Source organism: Klebsiella electrica (genome assembly GCF_006711645.1).
Taxonomy (GTDB): Bacteria; Pseudomonadota; Gammaproteobacteria; order Enterobacterales; family Enterobacteriaceae; genus Klebsiella; species Klebsiella electrica.
This window is the reverse complement of sequence record NZ_CP041247.1, coordinates 1,487,768-1,512,751: the sequence shown is the minus strand read 5'-3', so window position 1 is coordinate 1,512,751 and position 24,984 is coordinate 1,487,768. Positions and strand designations below refer to the sequence as shown.

At 55.1% G+C, this 24,984-nt stretch carries 21 protein-coding genes; 4 read left to right on the top strand and 17 right to left on the bottom strand.

Annotation, left to right across the window (positions count from 1 at the left end; genetic code table 11):
- Positions 1 to 9: 9 nt before the first annotated feature.
- The 9 genes from nuoI to Electrica_RS07270 form a co-directional block, all read right to left on the bottom strand.
- Positions 10 to 552, bottom strand: a complete 543-nt coding sequence (gene nuoI, locus Electrica_RS07315) for an NADH-quinone oxidoreductase subunit NuoI (RefSeq protein ID WP_004865092.1) — start codon at positions 550 to 552, stop codon at positions 10 to 12.
- A 14-nt stretch (positions 553 to 566) separates the two neighbouring features.
- Positions 567 to 1,544: an NADH-quinone oxidoreductase subunit NuoH gene (gene nuoH, locus Electrica_RS07310; protein WP_004865093.1), complete on the bottom strand. Its 978-nt coding sequence runs from the start codon at positions 1,542 to 1,544 to the stop codon at positions 567 to 569.
- Positions 1,541 to 4,267, bottom strand: coding sequence for an NADH-quinone oxidoreductase subunit NuoG (gene nuoG / locus Electrica_RS07305; RefSeq protein ID WP_141964091.1), 2,727 nt, complete (start codon positions 4,265 to 4,267; stop codon positions 1,541 to 1,543). The genes nuoH and nuoG overlap by 4 nt, the downstream gene beginning before the upstream one ends.
- A gap of 85 nt (positions 4,268 to 4,352) precedes the next feature.
- On the bottom strand, positions 4,353 to 5,690 hold the full coding sequence (gene nuoF / locus Electrica_RS07300) for an NADH-quinone oxidoreductase subunit NuoF (protein WP_100682778.1): 1,338 nt from the start codon (positions 5,688 to 5,690) through the stop codon (positions 4,353 to 4,355).
- Positions 5,687 to 6,187: an NADH-quinone oxidoreductase subunit NuoE gene (gene nuoE, locus Electrica_RS07295; RefSeq protein ID WP_004104075.1), complete on the bottom strand. Its 501-nt coding sequence runs from the start codon at positions 6,185 to 6,187 to the stop codon at positions 5,687 to 5,689. The genes nuoF and nuoE overlap by 4 nt, the downstream gene beginning before the upstream one ends.
- A gap of 2 nt (positions 6,188 to 6,189) precedes the next feature.
- Positions 6,190 to 7,998, bottom strand: coding sequence for an NADH-quinone oxidoreductase subunit C/D (gene nuoC, locus Electrica_RS07290; RefSeq protein WP_100682779.1), 1,809 nt, complete (start codon positions 7,996 to 7,998; stop codon positions 6,190 to 6,192).
- Between the two features lie 90 nt (positions 7,999 to 8,088).
- Positions 8,089 to 8,763: an NADH-quinone oxidoreductase subunit NuoB gene (nuoB, locus tag Electrica_RS07285; protein WP_002913178.1), complete on the bottom strand. Its 675-nt coding sequence runs from the start codon at positions 8,761 to 8,763 to the stop codon at positions 8,089 to 8,091.
- 15 nt (positions 8,764 to 8,778) lie between these two features.
- Positions 8,779 to 9,225: an NADH-quinone oxidoreductase subunit NuoA gene (gene nuoA / locus Electrica_RS07280; protein ID WP_004865103.1), complete on the bottom strand. Its 447-nt coding sequence runs from the start codon at positions 9,223 to 9,225 to the stop codon at positions 8,779 to 8,781.
- A 650-nt stretch (positions 9,226 to 9,875) separates the two neighbouring features.
- Positions 9,876 to 10,802, bottom strand: a complete 927-nt coding sequence (locus tag Electrica_RS07270; RefSeq protein ID WP_131048218.1) for a LysR family transcriptional regulator — start codon at positions 10,800 to 10,802, stop codon at positions 9,876 to 9,878.
- Between the two features lie 899 nt (positions 10,803 to 11,701).
- Here Electrica_RS07270 and alaA point away from each other — a divergent pair.
- Both alaA and yfbR read left to right on the top strand, forming a co-directional pair.
- The gene (gene alaA, locus Electrica_RS07265) at positions 11,702 to 12,922 is read left to right on the top strand and encodes an alanine transaminase AlaA (RefSeq protein WP_100682781.1); all 1,221 of its coding nucleotides are present in this window, start codon (positions 11,702 to 11,704) and stop codon (positions 12,920 to 12,922) included.
- Between the two features lie 84 nt (positions 12,923 to 13,006).
- The gene (yfbR, locus tag Electrica_RS07260; RefSeq protein ID WP_131048219.1) at positions 13,007 to 13,606 is read left to right on the top strand and encodes a 5'-deoxynucleotidase; all 600 of its coding nucleotides are present in this window, start codon (positions 13,007 to 13,009) and stop codon (positions 13,604 to 13,606) included.
- A gap of 71 nt (positions 13,607 to 13,677) precedes the next feature.
- Here yfbR and Electrica_RS07255 read toward each other — a convergent pair whose 3' ends face one another.
- From Electrica_RS07255 to yfbV, 4 genes are all read right to left on the bottom strand, one after another.
- Positions 13,678 to 15,510: an SLC13 family permease gene (locus Electrica_RS07255; RefSeq protein ID WP_131048220.1), complete on the bottom strand. Its 1,833-nt coding sequence runs from the start codon at positions 15,508 to 15,510 to the stop codon at positions 13,678 to 13,680.
- Between the two features lie 76 nt (positions 15,511 to 15,586).
- A complete protein-coding gene (locus tag Electrica_RS07250) occupies positions 15,587 to 16,246 on the bottom strand; it encodes a sugar phosphatase (RefSeq protein ID WP_131048221.1) in 660 nt (219 codons plus the stop codon).
- An 11-nt stretch (positions 16,247 to 16,257) separates the two neighbouring features.
- Positions 16,258 to 16,752: a YfbU family protein gene (locus Electrica_RS07245; RefSeq protein WP_100682785.1), complete on the bottom strand. Its 495-nt coding sequence runs from the start codon at positions 16,750 to 16,752 to the stop codon at positions 16,258 to 16,260.
- 86 nt (positions 16,753 to 16,838) lie between these two features.
- Positions 16,839 to 17,294, bottom strand: coding sequence for a terminus macrodomain insulation protein YfbV (gene yfbV / locus Electrica_RS07240; protein ID WP_131048222.1), 456 nt, complete (start codon positions 17,292 to 17,294; stop codon positions 16,839 to 16,841).
- Positions 17,295 to 17,631: 337 nt separating this feature from the next.
- Between yfbV and ackA the strand changes: the two genes are divergently transcribed.
- Positions 17,632 to 18,834 carry an acetate kinase gene (gene ackA / locus Electrica_RS07235; RefSeq protein ID WP_004865128.1) on the top strand — a complete coding sequence of 401 codons (1,203 nt, stop codon included), beginning with the start codon at positions 17,632 to 17,634 and terminating at the stop codon, positions 18,832 to 18,834.
- 199 nt (positions 18,835 to 19,033) lie between these two features.
- Positions 19,034 to 21,175 (top strand): phosphate acetyltransferase, encoded by a 2,142-nt coding sequence (pta, locus tag Electrica_RS07230; protein ID WP_100682850.1) that lies wholly within the window; start codon positions 19,034 to 19,036, stop codon positions 21,173 to 21,175.
- A gap of 306 nt (positions 21,176 to 21,481) precedes the next feature.
- Here pta and Electrica_RS07225 read toward each other — a convergent pair whose 3' ends face one another.
- The 4 genes from Electrica_RS07225 to Electrica_RS07210 are packed head-to-tail and all read right to left on the bottom strand — an operon-like array spanning position 21,482 to position 24,940.
- Positions 21,482 to 22,435 carry a transketolase family protein gene (locus tag Electrica_RS07225; RefSeq protein WP_100682787.1) on the bottom strand — a complete coding sequence of 318 codons (954 nt, stop codon included), beginning with the start codon at positions 22,433 to 22,435 and terminating at the stop codon, positions 21,482 to 21,484.
- Positions 22,428 to 23,258 carry a transketolase gene (locus tag Electrica_RS07220; RefSeq protein ID WP_100682788.1) on the bottom strand — a complete coding sequence of 277 codons (831 nt, stop codon included), beginning with the start codon at positions 23,256 to 23,258 and terminating at the stop codon, positions 22,428 to 22,430. Before Electrica_RS07220 ends, Electrica_RS07225 begins: the two co-directional genes overlap by 8 nt.
- Positions 23,255 to 24,646 (bottom strand): PTS ascorbate transporter subunit IIC, encoded by a 1,392-nt coding sequence (locus Electrica_RS07215; RefSeq protein WP_141964089.1) that lies wholly within the window; start codon positions 24,644 to 24,646, stop codon positions 23,255 to 23,257. Before Electrica_RS07215 ends, Electrica_RS07220 begins: the two co-directional genes overlap by 4 nt.
- 21 nt (positions 24,647 to 24,667) lie before the next feature.
- Positions 24,668 to 24,940 carry a PTS sugar transporter subunit IIB gene (locus Electrica_RS07210; protein ID WP_100682790.1) on the bottom strand — a complete coding sequence of 91 codons (273 nt, stop codon included), beginning with the start codon at positions 24,938 to 24,940 and terminating at the stop codon, positions 24,668 to 24,670.
- Positions 24,941 to 24,984 lie beyond the last annotated feature (44 nt).

The window sequence follows — 24,984 nt, the reverse complement described above, 5'->3', positions numbered from 1 at the left end:
GCCCTCTCCTTACGGTAACAGGCTCTTGACGTCGATAGGCTTAGCTTCGTTCTCTGCTTCGCCCTTATCTTTGCCGTCGATTGCCATACCCGCCATCCGGTAGAAGTTATATTCCGGGTATTTGCCCGGACCGGAAATCAGCAGATCCTCTTTTTCGTACACCAGATCCTGACGCTTGTATTCACCCAGTTCGAAGTCCGGGGTCAACTGAATCGCCGTGGTCGGGCACGCTTCTTCACACAGACCGCAGAAAATGCAGCGTGAGAAGTTGATACGGAAAAACTCCGGGTACCAGCGGCCGTCTTTGGTCTCTGCTTTCTGCAAAGAGATACAGCCTACCGGACACGCTACCGCACACAGGTTACAGGCAACGCAGCGCTCCTCACCGTCCGGGTCGCGCGTCAGCACGATACGGCCACGGTAGCGCGGCGGCAGATATACCGGCTCTTCCGGGTACATCTGGGTCTCACGTTTGGCGAAGGCATGCATCCCGATCATCCAGATACTGCGGACCTGGGTGCCGAACCCCACCAATAATTCTTTTAAGGTCATGGTCAATTCACCCCTTATTGCGCCTGCCAGAGAATGACAGCCGCCGTTACCAACAAGTTGATCAGCGTTAACGGCAGGCATACCTTCCAGCCAAAGGACATTACCTGGTCATAGCGCGGACGCGGTAATGATGCGCGGATCAAAATGAACATCATCATAAAGAACGCGGTTTTCAGCGCGAACCAGATGAACGGAGGTAACCATGGGCCATTCCAGCCGCCGAAGAACAGCGTGACGATCAGCGCTGAGACGGTGACAATCCCGATGTATTCACCAACAAAGAACAGACCGAACTTCATGCCGGAATATTCGATGTGATAACCATCGGCCAGTTCCTGCTCGGCTTCCGGCTGGTCAAACGGGTGACGGTGACAAACCGCAACGCCGGCGATAGCAAAGGTGACAAAGCCGAAGAACTGCGGAATCACGTTCCACAGATGCGCCTGGTTATTGACGATATCGCTCATGTTGAACGATCCCGCCTGTGCCACCACGCCCATCAGCGACAGACCGAGGAACACTTCGTAGCTCAGGGTCTGCGCGGAAGCACGCATCGCCCCCAGCAGCGAGTATTTGTTGTTACTCGACCAACCGGCGAACAGCACGGCGTAAACCGCGAGGCCTGCCATCATCAGGAAGAACAGGATGCCGATGTTCAGGTCGGCGACCACCCACGTCGGGCTGACCGGCACGATAGCAAACGCCAGCAGCAGGGAGGTAAAGGCGATAACCGGCGCCAGAGTAAAGATCACGCGGTCTGTAAAGCGCGGAACCCAGTCCTCTTTAAAGAACATCTTGATCATGTCGGCGACGAGCTGCAGCGAGCCGCCCCAGCCGACACGGTTTGGTCCGTAGCGGTTCTGGAACAGACCCAGCAGACGACGTTCGCCAAAGCTCATGAACGCGCCGCAGGTCACCACCACCAGCAGAATCACCACTGCCTTGAGGATGCTTAACAGAATGTCGATGAGATCCGGTGTTAACCAACTCATGCTTTCGCCTCCTGCAGAGTGTCAATACGTGCTCCGGTCAGTACCGGCGCAATACCCGGCATGCCCATCGGTAAACCCACCTGCCCTGCCGTCAGTCCCGCAGAAATCACCAGCGGGAGACTGAGCGTCTGACCGTCAATGCGGAACGAAATCATCGCGCCCTCATTGACGCCAAGCTTCGCGGCATCGGCCGGGTTCAGCTTGATGTACGGCTGCGGCATGCGGCTCTGGAAGACCGGAGAACGCTGCGACAGCTCATCGCTGCCGAACAGATGGTAGTACGGCGCAATCCGCCATTTTCCTGCTTCAGCCTGGAAGCCTGTCGGCACTGCGGTAAAGTACTCAAGACCGCTGGCGGAAGCTTCAATCAGGCGTACGCCCGGATCGCCGTGGCGCAGTTTACCGCCCACTTCATCCTGGAACTTGTTCCACGCCTGCGGTGAGTTCCAGCCTGGGGCCCAGGCGAACGGAATTTGCGAGCGCGGCGCAGACGGCTGGTTGTTCCCTTCCATCGAGAAGGCGAACATGGTGTCTTTATCCTGCGGCTGGCGCGGTTCATGCACGCTGATATTGGCGCGCATTGCCGTGCGGCCGCTATAACGATGCGGTTCGCGAGCCAGTTTCTGCCCGCGGATACGGAAGGTCGCGTCCGGCGCGGCATCTTTAATACCCGCCAGCTGCGGCAGCTTAGCAATAGCGGCATCAATCACATGATCCAGCTGCGTCCAGTCAACCTGACGGTTGTCGACGGTGCTGTGCAGCGAGTGCAGCCAACGCCAGCTTTCCAGCATCACGGTATTCGCATCGTAGTAAGACGGGTCGTAGACCTGGAAGAAACGCTGCGCGCGCCCTTCGTTATTGACCACGGTTCCGTCGCTTTCGGCGAAACTCGCCGCCGAAAGCACCAGGTGCGCTTTGTCCATAATCGCCGTGCGCTGATGGTCAACCACCATCACCAGCGGCGCTTTGGCCAGCGCGGCGTCAACGCGCGCGGCGGAAGCGTGACGATGCAGATCGTTTTCCAGCACCACAACCGCATCGGCGGCGCCGGTTTCCAGCTCGCTCAGCGCCTCTTCCAGAGAGCCGCCGCCAATCATGCCGAGACCGACGCTGTTCACCGCACGCGCGACCATCGTCACACCGACATCGGCGCCACGGCCTTTCAGCGCTTTCGCCACGTTGGCCGCTGCCTGGATAATCTCAATGCTGCCAGCGTTAGTCCCGGAGACAATCAGCGGTTTCTTCGCCCCGGCCAGCGCCTGAACGATCACGTCAATTTTGCCTTTCAGATCGCTGCTCAGTCCGTCCACCGCCGGAGCGGTTTCGTCCAGCGCATGGGCAATGGCAAAGCCCAGACGCGCCTGATCTTCCACCGGCGCGCGATAGGTCCACGCAGCGACATCGTCAAGACGGGTGTCGTCAATATTGGTGACAAACAGCGGATGCTTCGCGCGTTGACCGATGTTGAGGATTGCGGCTATCTGCCAGTCGGCGACTTTCTGCGCCGCCGCCATTTCACGCGCTTTCCCTTTCACCGCCTGACGTACGGCGAGCGCGACGCGGGCGCCGGTCTGGGTAATATCTTCCCCGAGTACCAGAACCGCATCGTAGGACTCAATGTCGCGCAGCGTCGGGGTATGAATACCGCCATCGCGCAGCACGGTCAGCATCATCTGCAGACGTTCCTGCTCAGCCTTCGCAATGCCGGTATAGAAGTTCTCAACGCCCACCAGCTCGCGCAACGCAAAGTTGCTTTCAATGCTGGCGCGCGGCGAGCCGATACCAATCACCTTTTTCGACTGACGCAGAATATCCGCCGCGCCCTGCATCGCCTGCTCGGCGTTGAGAGTGATGAAGTCATCGCCACGGCGCTGAACCGGCTGACGCGGACGGTCTTTCAGGTTCACATAGCCATAGCCAAAACGGCCGCGGTCGCAGAGGAAGTAACGGTTAACGGTACCGTTGTAACGGTTTTCGATACGACGCAGCTCGCCATAGCGCTCGCCCGGGCTGATGTTACAGCCGATGGAACACTGCTGGCAGATGCTCGGCGCAAACTGCATATCCCATTTACGGTTATAGCGCTCGGAGTGCGTTTTATCGGTAAAGACGCCGGTCGGGCAGACTTCAACCAGGTTGCCGGAGAATTCGCTCTCCAGCGTGCCATCTTCCGGACGACCGAAATAGACGTTGTCATGCGCACCGTAAACGCCCAGGTCGGTACCGTCAGCGTAATCTTTGTAGTAACGCACGCAGCGATAGCAGGCGATGCAGCGGTTCATTTCGTGAGAGATGAACGGCCCCAGGTCCTGGTTGCGGTGAGTACGCTTGGTGAAACGGTAGCGGCGGAAGCTGTGACCGGTCATCACGGTCATATCCTGCAGGTGGCAGTTGCCCCCCTCCTCACAGACCGGGCAGTCGTGCGGGTGGTTGGTCATCAGCCACTCCACCACGCTTTCGCGGAACTGCTTCGCTTCGCCGTCGTCGATAGAAATAAAGGTGCCGTCAGACGCCGGTGTCATACAGGACATCACCAGGCGACCACGCGTGTCTTCCGCGTTTTGATATTGCTTCACCGCACACTGGCGGCAAGCACCGACGCTCCCGAGCGCCGGGTGCCAGCAAAAGTATGGAATATCAAGACCAAGAGAGAGACAGGCCTCTAACAGGTTGTCCGCTCCGTTGACCTCGTATTCTTTGCCGTCTACATGAATCGTAGCCATTAGCATGCTTCCAAATTAAAAAATCGTTACCACTTTGTCGTTCAGGCCGCCGCGTTGGCGCCGCCTGAACGAGCTTGTGGAGACATTACCAGCGCGTCTTAAGCAGGTTCGGCTGAATCCCGTTGATAGCATGGGTATTACTGAACTGCTGCTTAATGCCTGCTTCGAATTCGTCGCGGAAATATTTAATGGCGCTCTGCAGCGGTTCTACCGCACCTGGCGCATGCGCACAGAAGGTTTTGCCCGGACCAAGGAACCGACACAGTTGCTCAAGTGTCTCGATATCACCCGGCTGGCCTTCACCGCGCTCCAGAGCGCGCAGAATTTTCACGCTCCACGGCAGACCGTCACGGCACGGTGTGCACCAACCGCAGGACTCGCGGGCAAAGAACTCTTCCAGGTTGCGCACCAGCGATACCATGCCAATCTCATGGTCAACGGCCATCGCCAGCGCGGTACCCAGACGGCTTCCCGCTTTACCAATACTTTCGAATTCCATCGGCAGGTCAAGATGCGCTTCGGTCAGGAAGTCGGTCCCCGCGCCGCCCGGCTGCCAGGCCTTAAACTTCAGGCCATCACGCATGCCGCCGGCATAATCTTCCAGAATCTCGCGCGCGGTGGTGCCGAACGGCAGTTCCCAGACGCCCGGATTTTTCACCCGGCCAGAGAAGCCCATCAGCTTGGTACCGGCATCTTTGCTGGTAGAAATGTTCTGATACCACTCGACGCCGTTGGCCAGAATCGCCGGGACGTTACACAGGGTTTCCACGTTGTTGACGCAGGTCGGTTTCCCCCACACGCCGGAGCTCGCCGGGAACGGCGGCTTGGAGCGCGGGTTGGCGCGACGGCCTTCGAGGGAGTTAATCAGCGCGGTTTCTTCACCGCAGATATAACGCCCTGCCCCGGTGTGGACGAACAGTTCGAAATCAAAACCGGTGCCGAGAATGTTTTTGCCCAGCAGACCGGCTTCGGTCGCTTCGGCGATCGCGCGGCGTAAATGCGCCGCCGCTTCAATATATTCGCCGCGCAGGAAGATGTAGCCGCGGTACGCTTTCAGCGCAAACGCGGAAATCAGCATGCCTTCCACCAGCAGGTGCGGCAGTTGCTCCATCAGCAGACGGTCTTTATAGGTGCCCGGCTCCATCTCATCGGCGTTACACAGCAGGTAACGAATGTTCATGGATTCGTCTTTCGGCATCAGGCTCCACTTCAGACCGGTGGAAAAGCCCGCGCCGCCGCGTCCTTTCAGACCGGCGTCTTTCACCTGATTGACTATCTCATCCGGCGCCAGGCCCAGCAGCGCCTTACGCGCGCCGGCATAGCCGTTTTTGCTCTGATACTCTTCCAGCCATACCGGCTGTTTATCATCGCGCAGTCGCCAGGTCAGCGGATGCGTTTCGGGAGTGCGGATCACTGTCTTCATTTATACCGCTCCAACAGGTCAGGAATCGCCTCCGGCGTCAGATAACTATGAGTATCCTCATCAATCATCATCGTCGGTCCCTTGTCGCAGTTGCCCAGACAGCAGGTCGGCAGCAGAGTGAAGCGGCCATCAAAGGTAGTTTGACCCGGTTTGATGTCGAGCTTTTTCTCGATAGCCGACTGAATGCCCTGGAAGCCGGTGATATGGCAAACCACGCTATCGCAATAGCGGATCACGTGACGGCCAACCGGCTGGCGGAAGATCTGGCTGTAGAAAGTGGCTACCCCTTCCACGTCGCTTGCCGGGATACCCAGTACGTCGGCGATCGCGTAGATCGCGCCATCCGGCACCCAGCCGCGCTGTTTCTGAACGATCTTCAGCGCTTCGATGGACGCCGCACGCGGGTCTTCATAGTGGTGCTTCTCGTGCTCAATGGCCTCACGCTCTGCCGCACTCAGCTCAAAAGCCTCGGTTTGTGGTTGTTGATTCTCGTGCATAATTAGCGGTCCACGTCTGACATAACAAAATCGATACTACCCAGATAAACGATCAGGTCGGATACCAGGCTGCCGCGAATCGCCGACGGGATCTGCTGCAGGTGCGCATAGCTCGGCGTGCGGATACGGGTACGATAGCTCATGGTGCTGCCGTCGCTGGTCAGGTAGTAACTGTTGATACCCTTCGTCGCTTCTATCATCTGGAAGGATTCGTTGGCCGGCATGACCGGGCCCCAGGAAACCTGCAGGAAGTGCGTAATCAGGGTTTCGATATGCTGCAGCGTGCGCTCTTTCGGCGGCGGCGTCGTCAGCGGGTGATCCGCTTTGAACGGGCCTTCCGGCATGTTATCGAGACACTGCTGAAGAATGCGCAGGCTCTGGCGCAGTTCTTCGACTTTCAGCATCACGCGGGTATAGCAGTCAGAGATACCGCCACCGGTTGGCACTTCAAAGTCAAAGTTTTCATAGCCAGAATAGGGGCGCCATTTACGCACGTCGAAGCCGATCCCCGTTGCGCGCAGGCCGGCACCGGTGGTGCCCCACTCCAGCGCTTCTTTGGCGTTATAGGCGGCAACGCCTTTCGAACGGCCAATCAGAATGGTGTTGCGCAGCGCGGCTTTCTCGTAAGAATCCAGACGTTTTGGCATCCACTCAAGGAATTCGCGCAGCAGGCGATCCCAGCCGCGCGGCAGGTCGTGCGCGACGCCGCCGATGCGGAACCACGCCGGGTGCATACGGAAACCGGTAATCGCTTCCACCAGATCGTAGATCTTCTGCCGGTCGGTAAAGGCAAAGAACACCGGCGTCATCGCGCCGACGTCCTGAATAAAGGTGGAGATGTACAGCAGGTGGCTGTTAATGCGGAACAGCTCAGAGAGCATCACGCGAATCACATTCACGCGATCCGGTACGGTGATCCCCGCCAGCTTTTCCACCGCCAGCACGTACGGCATCTCATTGACACAGCCGCCAAGGTATTCGATACGGTCGGTATACGGAATGTAGCTGTGCCAGGACTGACGTTCGCCCATCTTCTCCGCACCACGGTGGTGGTAGCCGATGTCCGGTACGCAGTCGACAATCTCTTCGCCATCAAGCTGCAGGATAATACGGAAAGCACCGTGGGCAGACGGGTGGTTCGGGCCGAGGTTGAGGAACATGAAGTCCTCGTTTTCGGTCCCGCGCTTCATGCCCCACGCTTCCGGCTTAAAGGTCAGCGCTTCCATTTCCAGATCCTGCTTGGCTTTAGTCAGCTCAAACGGATCGAACTCGGTGGCGCGTGCCGGGTAGTCTTTACGCAGCGGATGGCCTTCCCAGGTCGGCGGCATCATGATGCGCGTCAGGTGCGGGTGGCCTTCGATATCAATACCGAACATTTCCCACGTTTCGCGCTCATACCAGTTGGCATTCGGGAACAGTTTGGTAAAAGTCGGCACGCGCAGATCGTTTTCGGACAATGCTACCTTGAGCATAATGTCACGATTGCGTTCAATGGAGATCAGATGATAGAAAACGGAAAAATCCGCGGCGGGGAGCCCGTCACGGTGGGTACGCAGACGTTCGTCCATCCCATGCAGATCGAACAGCATGACGTAAGGTTTCGGCAATTTCTTCAGGAAATCACCCACCTCCAGCAGCTGTTCGCGCTTGACCCAGACCACCGGAACGCCGGTGCGGGTAGGTTGAACGGTAAAGGCATCCGGCCCAAAACGATTGCGCAGTTCGCCGATCACCGGGTCATCAAGGTGATCGCGGGTTTGCCAGGCTGGTGCGGCGTCATGCGCATGTAAATCGGTCATATTGTTCACCATTGCAAAAGGTCCGTGGTGACTGCCGGGCGAGGCTTCGCTGCTTTAGTAGATTGATTTGCGAAGTGTTATTCCGCCGCCCGCAGGCGCAAGTTAAATCTCGTCCGGTGTCCGCAGATTGGTCACTGCAATGCGTTCACCACGTTTACGCTCGCGTTCCGACTGCATGTTGGCGCGGTATACGCCCTGATCGCCAACCACCCACGAGAGCGGGCGACGTTCTTTACCAATAGACTCCTGCAGCAGCATCAGCGCCTGCATATACGCTTCCGGACGCGGCGGACAGCCCGGGATGTAAACATCAACCGGAATAAACTTGTCCACACCCTGGACGACAGAATAAATATCGTACATCCCGCCGGAGTTGGCGCAGGCGCCCATGGAGATAACCCACTTAGGCTCCAGCATCTGGTCATACAAACGCTGAATGACCGGCGCCATTTTGGTGAAGCAGGTACCAGCGACAACCATCAGGTCCGCCTGACGAGGAGAAGCACGCAGTACCTCGGCGCCAAAACGCGCAACGTCATGCACCGCAGTGAATGACGTTACCATTTCAACGTAGCAGCATGACAGGCCGAAGTTGTAGGGCCAGATTGAGTTCTTGCGGCCCCAGTTCACCATGTCATGCAGCGCATGTTCGAGTTTCCCCATATACACGCTTTTATTGACTTCTTGCTCCAGGGGGTCAGTTACGATCTCCTGTTTCTGCAGGGGGTAACGGTCGTTCTCACCGTTAGGATCTATGCGGGTGAGCGTATAATCCATCTTATTGCCTCGCTTTTACTGCATATGACGGTTAGTGGGACTGTCTGTTTCTGAATTAACCAGCGTGCGACGGGAACGCGCAGGCGTCCAGTCCAGTGCGCCGATACGAACGAGGTAAACCAGACCTGCCAGTAGCACTAAAATGAAAATTGCGGCTTCCACAAAGCCGACCCAGCCGCTTTCGCGGATAGAAGTCGACCATGCGTAGAGATACAGAGCTTCCACGTCGAAGATAACGAAGAACATGGCAACCAGATAAAACTTCGCAGAAAGACGTAAGCGAGCCGAACCAACGGAGTCGATCCCCGATTCAAACGGCGTATTCTTGCTACGCGCGCGCGCGCGACCGCCGAGGTACCAGCCCCCGACAAGCATCAGGCAGCACAGGCCGATGGCAATGATGAGAAATATAGCGAATGCCCAATGATGAGCGATGACTTCAGTGGATGTTGACATACGCATTGCTTAACCAAAAAAGTGTAGCGCTAAACCCTCTGCTCTTGCTGGCAGATGAACGCCACAGCGTTTCACGGGGAGGAATAAAAAAATAACCTTGCAAAAAAGCGTCCCTACTTAGCGTAGAAGGCTGTATGCGGTGGCTTTTTACCCCTTTCTTTAACCTTTTGTCAACTTCAACAAAAGTTTTAACAACATTAATTTACATTAGATTTTTTTCATTAACATTAAATGCCCTTTTATGCGAAATAACCTTGCATACAAACCGGATTTAGTGTTGTTGAATCGTGTCCGTTTCTGTTGTAAATCAAAATTACCCGTCTATTTTGACAGGATTTAGCCTCGATTCCTCCCCCTAAGGAGGGGTATTTTTTTGATCTGTGACACGATTTTGTTAATTAAACCTATAAAACGGCAACAATCTAGACGGTTTTTTAACATTAGCATGAAGTATTGAAAGTGCTGGGAAAAGTCGGGGAGCAAGCGCCGCATCAAATGCAACTTATTGATAAGTATGCAAATAAAACGAAAAAATATTAAAAACCCCTGTAAAATAAGAAAAAAAAGAACCGCACGGCATAATTCAAACCTTAGCGGCTCTTTTTTGCACTTACAATTTGTTACCAGCTTTTTGTGATCTGTGTAACTAACTCCACTCAGGAAATGAGGGAATTATCTCCCCCTTCAGGGGTAAACGCAGGCTCAGACGACCAGGGGCGATAATCCTGGCTCAGCGACTGGAAAATAGCCTGCGCCGACTCGCTTATCTTGTACGCATTGCAGCTCAGCACATATTGCGTATCCGCCAGAGCAGGAAGCCCCTCATTCTTACCGACAACCCGCAGCTCGGGGCTCATCATTTCTACCGGACGGGCGGTAACCCCCAGCCCCGCCTTTACCGCCGCTTTAACGCCCGCAAGCGTCGAGGCGGAATGGGCCAGATGCCACGGTGCGCCGGCGGCATTCAGCGCGGCAATGATCTCCTCACGAAACGGACCCGGTTCTTCCAGCAGGATCAGCGGGATCGTCTCCTGCCGCGGCACCACATAATCGGCAGCGCAGTACCATAGGGTTGGCGAAGTGCGCAGTATCAGCGTATCGAATTCCGCCGTCTGGTGAGTCGTCAGCGCGAGATCAATTGCGCCGCTCGCCAGCATAGCCACCGCCTCAGCATGCTTAAGAACCTTAATTTCCAGCGTCAGTTTCGGGTAGAAGCTGCCGATCCGGTTCAACAAAAACGGTAAAATAGTCTCGGCTGTTTCATCAGATGCGCCAATCGTTAAGATCCCTTGCAGGCTGCTGAACATCAGCGACATGCAGGCTTCATCATTAAAACGCAGGATTTTGCGGGCGTAGCCCAGCAGTTGAATACCCTGCTCGGTCAGCAATTTATTGCGCCCATGACGGGCAAAGAGCTCTTTGCCGACCAGTTGTTCCAGACGTTGCATCTGTTGGCTTACGGCAGACTGAGTCCGGCATACCGCCGCTGCAGCGGCGGCAAAAGTATTCAGATCGGCGACAGCAACGAAGGTTCTCAGCAGATCCAGGTCGAGATTCAGTATCGGACGATTTGCATTTATCATATTTGTTCACTTACAGGTGGCGAATGCGAACCTGCCTTGTTGACGCTGTGCTCCAGGTTTCCGGCTATTCCTTGAGCCTTGTGCCATTCACAAACGGAATGTGCATCTGGACGAACGTTATTGCATGTGAAAGTACTCGCCCGCAGCAAGTGCGCGAAACGTCTGAGTCATATATTGTCCGTAGTTCTACGCTTTCTATTACACCGTTCTGATACACCGTTCTGATTTCTGTGATGTTCTTCAAAAAAGTTCTCTACGGCAAGGATGAGGTCATCGCCCCTCATCACAGCCATTGTAAAAAGCGAAAAAACAAACAAAAAAAATCCTGCAATAACAATATATTAATAGCTTAACCTGCGAAAAAACAGGCTCTTAATCGATATTAACGCAGGTATCGTAACCGAAAACCGAATTATTTATAAGGTCTAATCATTATTATTAAAGCCAATTTTAAATTTTTTTTCATGACTTTAATTTAATTAACAAAAAGAAAATCCCGAATTGTGAAAAATAAAATCTTTTTAATTAATTAAATATTCTTATTAAGCATATTTAACATTACCGTTACAGCCACCGCGCTTTACCTGTTATACGCCTTTTCATCCCCCCTGAGCATCCTGCGAAAAAAATAATCTCTGGCGCCACGCCCAGGAGAATAAACCATATAAATGTTCACGAAATAGCGAAAACAACACCATTATTGACCATTAAAGCAGCCATTAAAGGCATATTCTATAAAAGACAAAGGCAATCACCAGCCAAATCAATTAAACCAAAAAAATCACATAAGCAAAATCTTCTCCTGTTAACCCTTCAAAACCTCGGGGATGAAGAGTACATTGTTCCGTGCTGACTTCCACGGCAGGGAGTGGCGATAACAGCTAAAAGGTCAAAGATTCATGTCCCCTATCGAAAAATCCAGCAAGTTAGATAACGTCTGTTACGACATCCGTGGCCCGGTTCTGAAAGAGGCAAAACGCCTTGAAGAAGAAGGCAATAAAGTCCTGAAACTGAACATCGGCAACCCGGCGCCGTTTGGCTTTGACGCCCCCGACGAAATCCTTGTTGATGTTATTCGCAATCTGCCTACCGCTCAGGGTTATTGTGACTCTAAAGGCCTCTACTCGGCGCGGAAGGCTATCATGCAGCACTATCAGGCGCGCGGTATGCGCGATGTGACGGTCGAAGATATTTATATCGGTAACGGCGTCTCAGAACTGATCGTTCAGGCCATGCAGGCGCTGCTGAACAGCGGCGATGAAATGCTGGTTCCGGCACCGGATTATCCGCTGTGGACTGCCGCCGTCTCGCTCTCCAGCGGGAAAGCAGTGCACTATCTGTGCGATGAATCCGCCGACTGGTTTCCGGACCTTGACGACATTCGCGCAAAAATCACCCCGCGCACGCGCGGCATCGTGATTATCAACCCGAACAACCCTACCGGTGCGGTGTACTCGAAAGAGCTGCTGATGGAGATCGTTGAGCTTGCCCGCCAGCACAACCTGATCATTTTCGCCGATGAAATCTACGACAAGATCCTCTACGACGAAGCCCAGCACCATTCGATCGCCGCGCTGGCTCCCGACCTGCTGACAGTGACCTTTAACGGCCTGTCCAAGACCTACCGCGTTGCAGGTTTTCGCCAGGGCTGGATGGTACTGAACGGGCCGAAAAAGCACGCAAAAGGCTATATCGAAGGTCTGGAGATGCTGGCGTCTATGCGTCTGTGCGCTAACGTACCGGCGCAGCACGCAATTCAAACCGCCTTAGGCGGCTATCAGAGCATCAGCGAGTTTATCGTTCCCGGTGGCAGACTGTACGAACAGCGCAACCGCGCATGGGAGTTGATCAACGAGATCCCCGGCGTTTCCTGCGTGAAGCCGCAAGGCGCGCTGTACATGTTCCCGAAAATCGATGCGAAGCGCTTTAATATTCACGATGACCAGAAAATGGTGCTCGACTTCCTGCTGCAGGAAAAAGTCCTGTTGGTTCAGGGAAGCGCCTTTAACTGGCCATGGCCGGATCACGTGCGTATTGTCACCCTCCCGCGTGAGGACGATCTGGAAATGGCGATTTCTCGCTTTGGTCGCTTCCTCTCCGGCTATCACCAGCACGGATAAGTGTTACCCGGCCGCCGGTATTTGCATCCGGCGGCAATCCCTGCGCACAATAGGGCCCGATGTTGTCACTGATTAAGGGTTGCTATGAGTCAGAGTCATTTCTTTGCCCACCTCTCTCGCCTGAAGTTAATTAACCGCTGGCCGCTGATGCGTAATGTACGGACCGAAAACGTCTCCGAGCACAGTCTGCAGGTGGCGATGGTTGCTCACGCGCTGGCCACTATCAAAAACCGGATGTTTGGCGGCAAGGTTAACGCCGAGCGCATCGCCCTGCTGGCGATGTATCACGATGCATCGGAAGTGTTAACCGGCGATCTGCCGACTCCAGTCAAATATTTCAACTCGCAGATTGCGCAAGAATATAAAGCGATCGAGAAGATTGCCCAGCAGAAGCTTATCGACATGGTTCCTGACGAACTGCGCGATGTCTTTGCACCGCTGATCGACGAGCATCGCTATAGCGCAGATGAGCAATCGATCGTCAAACAGGCCGACGCGCTCTGCGCCTACTTAAAATGCCTTGAGGAACTCTCTGCCGGCAACAATGAGTTTTTACTGGCCAAGGGCCGGCTTGAGAAAACGCTGGAGTCCCGGCGTAGCGAGGAGATGGACTACTTTATGCAGGTCTTCGTCCCGAGCTTCCAGCTGTCGCTGGATGAGATAAGCCAGGATTCACCGTTGTGATTTTGTCGGGCGGCTCCGCCTTACCCGACCTCCGGTTTCTGTAGCCCCGGTGTAGCGCCACCGGGGGGCAGTTAAAACGGAAACAGCATCGGCACAAGCAGCACGCAGACCACCATCACGAGGACGGTGAACGGCACGCCAATCTTCACAAAATCGCTGAAGGCGTATTTTCCTGGCCCCAGCACCAGCGTGTTAACCGGCGAAGAGACTGGCGTCATAAAGGCGGCCGAAGCCGCCATCGCCACCACCATGGCAAAAGGATAAGGCGAGACGTCCATGGATTTCGCCGCCGCCAGGGCGATCGGCGCCATCAGTACCGCCGTGGCGGTGTTGGAAATAAACAGACCGATAGTGGCGCACATCACGAACAAACAGCCCAGCATCACGTAAGGCCCTTTGCTGCCGGCAACATCCATCAGCCCCTCCACCACCAAATCGACGCCGCCGGTTTTTTGCAACGCCAGCGCAAAGGGCATCATCCCGACGATTAATATAATGCTTGGCCAGTGAATCGCTTTATAAGCGCTTTCGGCATTAATACAGCGGAATTTGCCCATCAGCAGGCAGGCGATAATCGCCGCTATCGGGTTGGGGATCTCGTCGGTGAGCATCAGGGCGACCATCAGCACCAGGCAAAAGATGGCGTGCGGCGCCTGACTGTGCGCGGGCGAGGCATCGTTCACCTCCACGGGCATATTCAATACGACAAAGTCGCGACCGCGTTTCGCCAGCAGGGCTATCTGGCGCCAGTTTCCGACCACCAGCACGATATCACCAAGCTGCAAAGACTCGTCGACGACCGAACCATCCATCGCTTTACCATCGCGCTTAAGGCCGACAATATTGAGCCCGAAGCGAGTGCGAAAACCTATCTCACGGACCGTTTTCCCGATCAGTTCTGAATCCGGAATCAGCGCGACTTCGGCCATCCCCACATCCAGCGCCTGATCGGAAAAGTATTCGCCGCGCAGCACCATCGGTTCAAGCATTTGCTCGCCGCAGAACTGGCGCAAATCAATATCTGATGCGGACATATCGATCAGCAGCACGTCACGGGCGCGAAACTCGGACACTCCGTTCACATTGACGATAACCCGGCGGAAACGGCGCCAGCGCTCTACGCCGATCACGTTGGCGCAGTAGCGTTCACGCAGCTTAAGATCGTCCAGGCGCTGACCAATCATCGGAGACCCCGGACGAATGGCCAGACGACGGGCGCGGCCGGTCAGGTGGTACTCTTTGATTAAATCGCGAAAGGTGCTTCTTTTACGTCCGTCCCGCGGATGGTCATTCTCCCCGCCTCTGAGCATAAAGCGCGCCGCCAGCATATAGAGGATACCCAGCAACAGCACCACAAGGCCAATCGGCGTGACGCTAAAAAAGCCGAATCCCTGCAGACCTTCACGCAACAGTTCGCTGTTCACGACCAGGTTCGGTGGCGTGGCAACCAGTGTCATCATCCCGCTGATTAGGCCAGCAAAGCTAAGCGGCATCATCAGGCGCGATGGCGACGTATTCATCCGCATAGAAACGCTGAGCACCACCGGAATAAAGATAGCGACCACGCCTGTTGAACTCATAAACGCACCAAGCCCGGCGACAGTCAGCATCAGAAAGACCAGCATTTTCGTTTCGCTGTTGCCGGCCACCTTCACCAGCCAGCTGCCGACTTTGGTGGCCACCCCGGTACGGACCAGGCCATCGCCGATAATAAACAGCGCCGCAATCAGAATGACGTTCGGATCGCTAAAACCCGAGAACGCTTCGCTGAGGGTCAGCGTATCGCTGAGGACAAAGGCGACAATCACCAGCAGCGCAACTGCGTCCATGCGCACTTTCCCGCTGGCAAAGAGCACGACCGCAACGGCAAGAAGAGACAACACCCAAATCAGTTCACCGTTCACAACTTATCCTTGTCTGAAGATCGAGCTGGAATTTTTGCATAAAAAAGCCCCGACCATACGGGGCGACGTCATGGGATTAGTCTTTAAGCGAAACATTCACGTTCCCGTCCGGAAGGCGAGCGACCGCGAGGTTTGCGAGGGACGTTAAGATCAAATCCGCCTCGTTCAGACGCGGCGCATCTGCCGGTACGTTGACGGCGATAGTCCGGCAGCCCGCCGCCAGACCGGAAAGCAAACCGGCAGGCGCATCCTCGACCACGACGCACTCCTGCGGCGCCAGCGCTAAACGTTGTGCCCCGAGCAGATAGGCATCCGGTGCCGGTTTCCCCTGCTTGACCTGCTCAGCAGTCACGAAAACGTGGGCATCAGGCAGACCTGCCGCGCGATGACGCGCATGGGCAACAGGCACCGAACCTGAAGTGACGATAGCCCATGGGATCCCGGCTTCATCCAGAGTGGTCAGCAGCGCCACCGCCCCCGGCAGTGCAGTAATGCCATCAGTATCCGTCGCTTCGACCGCTTCAAGCCAGCGGAACTCCGTCTGTAATTCCTCTTCGCTGCGCCCCGGCAGAAAATGGCGTAAAGAGGTTATCGCCTGCTTGCCATGAATGAAGTTCAACACCTCATCGTGCGGGATGCCGAAACGATCCGCCCATTTGCACCACGAGCGCTCCACTACGGGTAATGAATCGACTAACGTCCCGTCAAGATCAAACAGGAAACCTTTACAGTGCACGCAAACCTCCATCAGGCATTAATAATTTGATTAATTTCGTTGCTGCTTAAGTGGTACTGACGCGGGCAAACGTGCCAGGCGCTGAGCATACGCTGGTATTTATCCCACATCGGCGTCTGCGAATTAAAGCCATGGGTGCCGGCATCGAAGTGGCTGTAGCGCCCCTCTACGTTGACGATAAAGCGAACATAGCCAAGGAAGCGCGCTTCGGTTGCGACATCAAATCCGAGGAAGGTGACGCGACGTTCGTCGATTTCACCTGCATCCTTCAGGTTCGTCCAGGAGACATGCAGCGCATGATACATTTCCATAATATCAATGATGGTACGGCAGGTTTCTTCCGTCAGTTGGCCAAACTCGCGATCCAGTTCGCGCATTTGCAATCCGTATCCACGCTCGATGATGGTCTGTAGACGGCGATAACGTTCAGCGTTGTCCGGGTCGAGCATCGTCATCATCTTGTACTGATTAGATAAAATCAGACGCTGCGCATTGGTCATTTCCATGTTTTGACTCCTGTAGCACTTTACGGCGTGAAAAAAGAAGGCGCATTAATTATGCGCCTTCTTTTATATGCGTTTTCCTTAGTGAATTACAAATCATCAAGGAAAGTTTTATCCAGTTGTTTGAAGGCGCGCTTAAGCGTGTCAGCTAAGGCCTGATAATCCGGCTTGCCATCGACCGGCGCCAGCGCCTGTCCCGCCTCCTGCAATTTGCCGCGCACTTCATAAAACCAGTTCAGTATCGACGGCGGCAGTGGCGTCACCGAACGCTTACCCAGCCACCATAATCCCTGCATCGGCAAACTCAAGGCAAACAGCGCGGTCGCCACCGCCGGCCCCAGTTGCCCACCCAGCGCGATTTGCCAGCACAGCGTAAAGACCGCGATCGGCGGCATGATGCGGATAGCGTAACGGGTTGCGCGAATAATGCGGTTTTCAATAAATACCGGAGCGAGGCGTTTGTCCAAAGGCCAGGTCTTTGCGTAGTGCTGCCCGCGACGGAACAAGCTAAAGAAGCTGACGGGACGATTATCGGGGGTCGACATGGCTTTACCTCAACTTTAAATATAAAACTTAAAAAATTCGTGCAAAACACCAACTGTGCATGACAACGTTCAAAACATTTTGGCAATGGCTGCGGCAATCAGGTATCCTGTGCCCGCCTGAAAGGGCGATAGACCCTTTGACCAGGTGAGTCAAATTATCGCACATTCTGCCATTGGCTGAAAATTATGCAAAATGGCATAAAATCAAATGTACTTCTCCCATCGTGCCCGAAAACAGAACAAGGCATGATGTTAATCATAAATGTCGGCGTCATCCTGCGCTACGCTTTGTGACACACTGACGTTTTTTTAGCCACGTATCATAAAAGGTACTTCCATGTCGAGTAAGTTAGTACTGGTTCTGAACTGCGGTAGCTCCTCACTGAAATTTGCTATCCTTGATGCCGTCAACGGTGACGAATATCTGTCTGGTTTAGCTGAATGTTTCCATCTTCCTGAAGCGCGTATTAAGTGGAAAATGGACGGCAGCAAACACGAAGCAGATTTAGGCGCTGGCGCCGCTCACAGTGAAGCGCTTAACTTTATCGTTAACACTATTCTGGCACAAAAACCAGAACTGTCTGCTCAGCTGACCGCAATCGGCCACCGTATCGTTCACGGCGGTGAAAAATACACCAGTTCCGTGGTCATTGATGATTCCGTTATCCAGGGCATCAAAGATTCCGCCTCTTTCGCTCCGCTGCACAACCCGGCTCACCTGATCGGTATTGCTGAAGCGCTGAAATCATTCCCGCATCTGAAAGAGAAGAACGTAGCCGTGTTCGACACCGCGTTCCATCAGACTATGCCGGAAGAATCCTATCTGTATGCCCTGCCGTACAGCCTGTACAAAGAGCACGGCGTACGTCGCTACGGCGCGCACGGCACCAGCCACTTCTACGTGACTCAGGAAGCGGCTAAGGTCCTGAACAAACCGGTTGAAGAGCTGAACATCATCACCTGCCATCTGGGCAACGGTGGTTCTGTTTCCGCTATCCGCAACGGTAAATGCGTTGACACCTCAATGGGGCTGACCCCGCTGGAAGGTCTGGTCATGGGGACTCGCTCTGGCGACATCGACCCGGCTATCATCTTCCACCTGCACGACTCCCTGGGCATGAGCGTTGATGCTATCAACAAAATGCTGACCAAAGAGTCTGGCCTGCTGGGCCTGACCGAAGTCACCAGCGACTGTCGTTATGTTGAAGACAACTACACCGATAAAGCCGATGCTAAACGTGCAATGGACGTTTACTGCCATCGTCTGGCCAAGTACATCGGTTCCTACACCGCGCTGATGGACGGTCGTCTGGATGCCGTTATCTTCACCGGCGGTATCGGTGAAAACGCCGCCATGGTTCGTGAACTGTCTCTGGGCAAACTGGGCGTGCTGGGCTTCGAAGTTGATCACGAGCGTAACCTGGCTGCCCGTTTCGGCAAGTCTGGCTTCATCAACAAAGAAGGCACCCGCCCGGCTCTGGTCATCCCGACCAACGAAGAGCTGGTTATCGCGCAAGACGCCAATCGTCTGACTGCCTGATTCCACACCGCCAGCGAAACCCTAAATAATTCGAGTGGCAGGAAGGCGGCGACGCAGAGAATCCCCAGTCACGTACAGGTAGTACGTGACTGGGGTGAACCAGGAAAACCAACGCACATGCAACTTGAAATATGACGGGCAGCTGGTGGTGCAGTTTTGTCTCCCGCCTGATACTGGCGGTAACGAAAGAGGATATATCGTGTCCCGTATAATCATGCTGATCCCTACCGGAACCAGCGTTGGCCTGACCAGCGTCAGCCTCGGTGTTATCCGTGCAATGGAACGCAAAGGCGTTCGTCTGAGCGTCTTTAAACCTATCGCCCAACCGCGTGCAGGCGGCGATGCGCCGGACCAGACGACCACCATCGTTCGTGCTAATTCAAGCCTTCCGGCCGCTGAGCCGCTGAAGATGAGCCACGTCGAGTCGCTGCTGTCTGGCGACCAGAAAGACGTGCTGATGGAAGAGATTATCGCCAACTATCACGCCGCGACTCAGGATGCTGAAGTGGTGCTGGTAGAAGGTCTGGTCCCGACCCGTAAACACCAGTTTGCTCAGTCTCTGAACTTCGAAATCGCTAAAACGCTGAACGCGGAAATCGTCTTCGTGATGTCTCAGGGTACCGACACCCAGGAACAGCTGAACGAACGTATCGAGCTGACCCGCAACAGCTTCGGCGGCGCGAAAAACACCAACATTACCGGTGTTATCGTCAACAAACTGAACGCACCGGTCGACGAACAGGGGCGTACCCGTCCCGATCTGTCGGAAATCTTCGATGACTCTTCCAAAGCGAAAGTCGTGAAGATCGATCCGGCTCAGCTGCAGAATGGCAGCACTCTGCCGGTTCTGGGCGCGGTGCCGTGGAGCTTCGATCTGATTGCAACGCGTGCTATCGATATGGCACGCCACCTGAATGCTACCATCATCAATGAAGGTGACATCAACACCCGCCGCGTGAAGTCTGTCACCTTCTGCGCGCGCAGCATCCCGCACATGCTGGAGCATTTCCGTGCAGGTTCCCTGCTGGTGACTTCCGCAGACCGTCCTGATGTTCTGGTCGCTGCCTGCCTCGCCGCCATGAACGGCGTTGAAATCGGCGCGCTACTGCTGACCGGAGCTTACGAAATGGACCCGCGCGTCAGCAAGCTGTGCGAACGTGCATTCGCGACCGGCCTGCCGGTCTTTATGGTGAACACCAACACCTGGCAGACCTCCCTGAGCCTGCAGAGCTTCAACCTGGAAGTTCCGGTTGACGATCACGAGCGCATTGAGAAAGTTCAGGAATACGTCGCCAGCTACATCAACGCTGACTGGATCGAGTCTCTGACCGCGACCTCCGAACGTAGCCGCCGTCTGTCTCCACCAGCCTTCCGCTACCAGTTGACCGAGCTGGCGCGCAAAGCCGGTAAACGCGTTGTTCTGCCGGAAGGTGACGAGCCGCGTACCGTTAAAGCCGCGGCGATCTGCGCAGAGCGTGGTATTGCGACCTGTGTCCTGCTGGGTAACCCGGATGAGATCAACCGCGTTGCTGCCGCGCAAGGCGTCGAGCTGGGTGCGGGTATCGAAATTGTCGATCCGGAAGTGGTGCGCGAAAGCTATGTCGCTCGTCTGGTCGAACTGCGTAAGAGCAAAGGGATGACCGAAGCGGTTGCCCGTGAGCAGCTGGAAGACAACGTGGTTCTCGGTACGCTGATGCTGGAACAAGACGAAGTCGACGGCCTGGTTTCCGGCGCGGTTCACACCACCGCCAACACCATCCGTCCGCCGCTGCAGTTGATCAAAACGGCACCGGGTAGCTCTCTGGTTTCTTCCGTGTTCTTCATGCTGTTGCCGGAACAGGTTTACGTTTACGGCGACTGCGCAATCAACCCGGATCCGACCGCAGAACAGCTGGCTGAAATCGCGATTCAGTCCGCCGATTCCGCCATTGCTTTCGGTATTGAGCCGCGCGTAGCGATGCTCTCCTACTCCACCGGTAATTCTGGTGCCGGTAGCGACGTCGAGAAAGTTCGTGAAGCGACTCGTCTGGCGCAGGAAAAACGTCCTGACCTGATGATCGACGGCCCGCTGCAGTACGACGCAGCGGTTATGGCTGACGTAGCGAAATCCAAAGCGCCAAACTCGCCGGTTGCAGGTCGCGCTACCGTGTTCATCTTCCCGGATCTGAACACCGGTAACACCACTTACAAAGCCGTACAGCGTTCTGCTGACCTGATCTCCATCGGGCCAATGCTGCAGGGTATGCGTAAGCCGGTCAACGACCTGTCTCGTGGCGCGCTGGTAGACGATATCGTCTACACCATCGCTCTGACCGCGATTCAGTCTTCACAGCAGCAGTAAGTAAAAAGCCCGGTGGCGCTAGCGCTTACCGGGCCTACGGTTTTGTAGGCCGGATAAGCGAAGCGCCACCGGGCCTACGGTTTTATAGGCCGGATAAGCGAAGCGCCACCGGGCCTACGGTTTTATAGGCCGGATAAGCGAAGCACCACCGGGCCTACGGTTTTGTAGGCCGGATAAGCGAAGCGCCACCGGGCCTACGGTTTTGTAGGCCGGATAAGCGAAGCGCCACCGGGCCTACGGTTTTGTAGGCCGGATAAGCGAAGCGCCATCCGGCAAGAAAGGCGACCACACGGTCGCCTTTTTTATTTACAGCAACTCGCGCGCCGCTGACACAATGTCATGCGCAGTCAGGCCATACTCCTTCTGCAGATAATCCTGCGTCCCAACCTGACCATAACGCTCCTTCACCCCCACACGACGCATCGGTACCGGGCAGGTCTCGGCCAGCACCTCCGCCACCGCCGATCCAAGTCCGTTATGGATACTGTGGTTTTCACAGGTCACAATGCGTCTGGTTTTCTCGGCATAGTTTTTCACCAGCATTCTGTCGATTGGCTTGAGGGTAAACATATCAATGACCGCCGCGCTCCCCCCCTCCTGCTCAAGCTGTCGCGCCGCTTCCAGCGCCTCTGCCACCATAATACCGTTGGCAATCAGGGTGATATCTGTGCCTTCACGCAACACGTTGCCCTTGCCGATGGTAAAGGTTGAGCCAGGGGCATAAACGCTCTGTGCCTGTTTGCGGATGGTGCGTACCCAATAAAAGCCGTCGAGATCGACAAGCTGGCGCAGTATATCTTCAAACATCACCGCATCAGTCACTTCCAGCACCACCGAATGCGCCAGGCCACGTACGATCCCCATATCCTCAAACGACATATGCGTCCCGCCGTTATGACAGGCCGTGACCCCCGCATCGGAAGCGATCACCTTCACGTTGTTACGCTGGTAGTCCAGAGACATAAACAGCTGGTCAAAACAGCGACGGCTGGCAAAAGCGGTAAAGGTGTGGACGAATGGCTTGCGCCCGGTGAGCGACAGCCCCGCCGCCGTGCCGATGACGTTCGCCTCCATGATGCCGCAGTTAATAACATGCTGTGGGTAATCCCGCGCCACGCCGTCCATCGCCATAGAGCTCATCAGATCCGCTTCGAGCGCAATAATCGGACTTCCCGCTTCAATCTGTTTAGCAACAAACCCGGCGTATACCTTACGCATCTCTATCGCATCTTTTTGCCCTGCCGGTATAACCTTAATCATGTGAGGCCTCCAGTTGACGAATCGTCTCGTTGAGCGCGGCTTTGCTCTCCTCCGTCAGTCGCAGATGGTGCGAATTGCTGAGCTGCTCAAGATACGGCACACCCTGACCTTTAATGCTGTCAAGAATCACCACCCGTGGGCGGGCATCGCTAGCCAGAACCGGCTGTACCACCGCCAGCAGCCCAGGAACATCGTCCCCTTTCACGGTAACGACATCAAAACCAAAGGCGCGGAACTTCTCTTCCAGGTTGAAGGCACAGATGATGTCGTCCAGTGTGCCGTCCAGCTGTTGCTTATTCCAGTCAACAAAGACCGTCAGGTTATTCAGGCGATGGTGGGCAATAAACTGAAAGGCTTCCCAGCACTGCCCTTCGTTCAGCTCGCCATCGCCGACAATGCAGAAAACCCGGTTGGGTCGACCTGCCAGCTTATGCGACAGCGCCATTCCGCCTGCAATTGAGATCCCCTGTCCCAGCGAACCCGTGGTGGCATCCACGCCACGCGTTTTCAGACGATCCGGATGACTTGGCAAGCGTGTACCGTTCTGATTCAGCGTGCTCAACTCTTCCATCGGGAAGTAACCTTTGATCGCGAGCGTACTGTACAGCGCCGGGCCAGCGTGCCCTTTTGACAGGACAAAGTAGTCTCGCTCCGGCCAGTCCGGATCGGCGGGGTCAATTTTCATTACCGCACCGTATAAAACCGCCAGCGTTTCAACGACCGACATACTGCCACCGTAGTGACCAAAACCCAGCCGGGTCAGTGACTTCAGGGTCTCGACGCGGATCTCACGCGCCAGATGGGTTATCTCATTCACATTCATGATTTGGCTCCGGTGTTTTCCTGTGAATTACCGCCCGCAGATTTGTTTTTAGCGAACACGTTGTACGCCACCAGCAGCGCGAACAACGCCACAACAAGCCCGGTGATGGCCAGTGGCGACAGGAAGCGCGCCAGGTTGCCCAACACAATCCCGACCGCGCCGAAATCGGTGTCGGAGAAGGTGGTGTTAGCAAAGCCAATGGCGCCCAGCACCGGCAACAGCAGCACCGGCAGGAAAGTGATCAGCAAACCATTGGCAAACGCGCCAATCATCGCGCCGCGGCGTCCGCCGGTAGCGTTTCCAAACACGCCCGCCGTCGCGCCGGTAAAGAAGTGCGGCACCACGCCCGGCAGGATCAGCACCCAGCTAAACTGACCGCAGATGAACAGCCCCACCAGGCCGCCCAGGAAGCTGAACAGGAAGCCAATCAACACCGCGTTTGGCGCATAGGGGTAGACCACCGGGCAGTCCAGCGCAGGACGCGCATTAGGCACCAGTTTTTCTGAAAAGCCGGTAAAGGCCGGAACGATCTCCGCCAGAATCAGGCGCACGCCCTGCAGGATAATAAACACCCCTGCCGCGAAGGTAATCGCCATGATAATGGCGTACACGAGGTAGTTCTGGCCGCCGCTAAAGGTCGCCTCTACATACTCACGTCCGGCGCTAACCGCCATGATCAGGTAGATAATCATCATGGTCAGCGAGATTGAGATAGAACTGTCGCGCAGGAAGCTTAAATTCTTCGGCAGGTTCATCTCTTCGGTAGAGCGGGAGCCTTTTCCGAACTTGCTGCCAATCCAGCCCGAGATCACGTAACCTAAAGTACCGAAATGCCCGAAAGCGATGTCATCATTGCCGGTAATACGTTTCATATAACGCTGCGCAATGGCCGGGAAAAAGGCCATAATCAGACCGAGGATCAGCGAGCCGGTAAAGACCAGGCCAATGCCCTCAAAACCGGCTACCGTCAGGATCACGCCAATCATGCATGCCATGTAGAACGTATGATGCCCCGTCAGGAAGATGTATTTCAGACGGGTAAAACGGGCAACAATAATATTCGCCACCATCCCGAACGCCATAATCAGTGCAGTAGATGCACCATATTTCTCCAGCGCAATCGAGACAATCGCTTCATTATTTGGAATGATGCCCTGAATATTAAATGCATGTTCAAACATTCCACCTAACGGATTTAATGACCCCACCAGTACCGTGGCGCCACCGCCCAGCACAATAAAACCGAGAATGGTTTTAATCGTGCCTTTAACAACATCCGAAAAAGCCTTTTTCTGCGCCACCAGACCGATTAAGGCAATTAAACCCACGAGTATTGATGGGACTTTTAAAATATCAACAACGAAATTCAGCGTTTCAAGGATAAACATATCCACCTCGCCTTATCAGGGTTATTTTCTGTCGAACCAGGTACGCAGTTGCGTTTCAAGTTCGTTGATATCAATGATGTTGTTGATCACCACCAGCTGGTTTTCCGGCACGCTGGCGCTGGCCGCAATATCTTTCGCCATGACAAAAAGATCGGCCGCACCGGGCGTGGCGGATGAGAGATCGGAGTGTTCAACTTCGGCCTCGATACCCAGTTTTTTGAGCACTTTTTTAATATTCATCTCGACCATGAAACTGCTCCCCAGGCCGGAACCGCAAATAGCCATAATTTTCATTGTTATCACCTTTTTAGAGTAGAGTTCGTCCCCATCACGCCTGA